We start from the raw sequence: 1,998 nt of genomic DNA, 5'->3' as shown, positions 1-1,998 counted from the left end.
ATTCTCCATCATCTATCTGTGTAATAAGCTTTACTTCCGTAGTTTAAAATTTTACCCTGTTTTCGACGTAAAACGACGTCTTGCATTGACATGATCTATTTTCACTCCGGCTTCATAAAACTCACTAATACCCTATAGTCACTGCTTACGAGGAGGATCCCTATTTCCGACAGATTTCGACTGACAAATTTCGATTCTTTGATTACCACACAGCCCTACGGAAGCCTGTGATGGATCCCTACTGTGATATTGATCACTAATCTTCATGCTTATTACAAAAAAGAATTGGTGGATTTCGATTTCTTCACAGAGAATCGAGATTCTGACCATGCATCGTAAGTAAAAGAGAAAAAATTCGCGGGTACCAGGGTCAGCTCCTTGAGATGCCCACAGATGCACGTGCATCAGCAGTATCCTAGAGTGCACATGGGTTTTGGAAATCCACGTTCATCCGCCAATTTTGGAAAACTCTATTAGTATTAAGAAATAAATTATTTAATGTTGAAATAATGGATACCGCTGTTGCCATTCTTGGAGTACTTCAGGCAGTTGCTGGGTTCGTTCTCGTTCTTTTTATTCCAGGCTATGCTCTCTGTTGGGCATTGTACCCGAGAAGAGACGAACTTACTCTTATGGGACGGATGGCGATATCCCTTACCCTTAGCCTGAGCGCGACAATCCTCACAGTCCTTTTCATCGATTTGGTACTTGGTATTGATACAACCCCAATTAACATCGCATTATCACTTATCGTGCTTACCGGTCTTGCAGCAGCCATCTGGAAAATTGAGACCGTGTTTCCGAAATGGGCTGCAGACAAGGAATTCGGGAAAAAGGCAATGGTATACCGGAATCTTTTCATTGCACGAGCAGCACAATTACGATTGACTCTTGTCGGACAACAGCGAAAGGTGTTGCGCTTCATCATGCCTGCAAGCGATAACCATGAAGAGCGATGAGTTCATTTCCCGAATTGTCGGAAACCGGTATCTGGAGGGGCGGCAGCAGGAGAATGTCACGAATCTACTCTGTTTGTCCGGTGATTTCTGCCGGGATGCGGGTGTTCTGCAGCGGAATGCGGAGCATATCAGCGAGGAAACGATCGTGCTTGAATCAGGCCACCAGCCGAACTTCCTCCCCTATCCCGGCGTCTGGAAGAAGGCGTTCCTTCTCGATCGGATAACAAAGTATATGATCGAGCAAGGGCACGCTGCGGTGGCATTTTTCGGGTTTGCCGATCAGAACTTGAGCACAGCCTCGCTGCTCACTGCGAACCATATTCCAGCATTCAAGAAGGGCGGAAATGAAAAGATCGGGTTTGGCATCCGGGAGAAGGACCGATGGCGGTGTTTTAATGAGGTCCCAAAGCCGGATATTGACGAATGGCAGGCCGAGATGGGCAAGATAGCTGGGCATTATCTCAGCAGTGCAAAGCAGGCACGCGTGGACTTAATAGAGACAGAGAGACGGATTGATACGATTTTCGAGATGCTCTGGCAAAGCTACGAGAGGGCGTGTAACTTTTCGGACGCCAACGCTTTTTTCTTCGCGAAGATCTCGGCAGAGATTTTCGATCTTGATGTCCGGTTCTTCCGCTATTCCGATCTCCAGCGGAAGGGGATATTTGCTGACGAGATCGGGATGCTCCTCGAGCACCGGGAGGCGTATTTCAAGTATTATAATGCCGTCATTACCGAAAAAAGCCTGAATATTTCCCCGATCCGTAATGATCACATACCTCTCTGGTATCGCTGTCCCTGCGGCGGAAAGATCGGTCTCGCCATCGGTAAGGAAGATCAATGGCAGGGCACCTGCCCGGCGTGCGGGAATGCGATCACACTGGAGAGCAGTGATGAATTCCCGGTGCATAAGGCGCACTGCGATCAGATCGACCTCACCGCAGTCGCACGAAACATTGTCTTTGCGGAAGGGCTCGGGACATCGGTCTTCTTCTCGGGTGCCGGTGGAGGGTTGCAGTACGGGCAGATTGCAACGAGG

Annotated in this window: 2 protein-coding genes; both read left to right on the top strand. The window is 48.4% G+C overall.

All coding sequences use genetic code 11. The annotated features are described in order from the left end of the window. Window positions 1-509: 509 nt before the first annotated feature. Window positions 510-959 carry a DUF1616 domain-containing protein gene (locus tag QCH34_RS11485; protein WP_300334296.1) on the top strand — a complete coding sequence of 150 codons (450 nt, stop codon included), beginning with the start codon at window positions 510-512 and terminating at the stop codon, window positions 957-959. Then, a partial coding sequence (locus tag QCH34_RS11480; RefSeq protein WP_300334294.1) for a hypothetical protein occupies window positions 946-1,998 on the top strand: 1,053 nt, incomplete at its 3' end. The genes QCH34_RS11485 and QCH34_RS11480, both read left to right, overlap by 14 nt.

The organism is Methanocalculus sp. (assembly GCF_029762515.1).
Classification (GTDB): domain Archaea; phylum Halobacteriota; class Methanomicrobia; order Methanomicrobiales; family Methanocorpusculaceae; genus Methanocalculus.
Note: the sequence above shows the minus strand (reverse complement) of the source record. Positions and strands in the feature narration are given on the sequence as shown.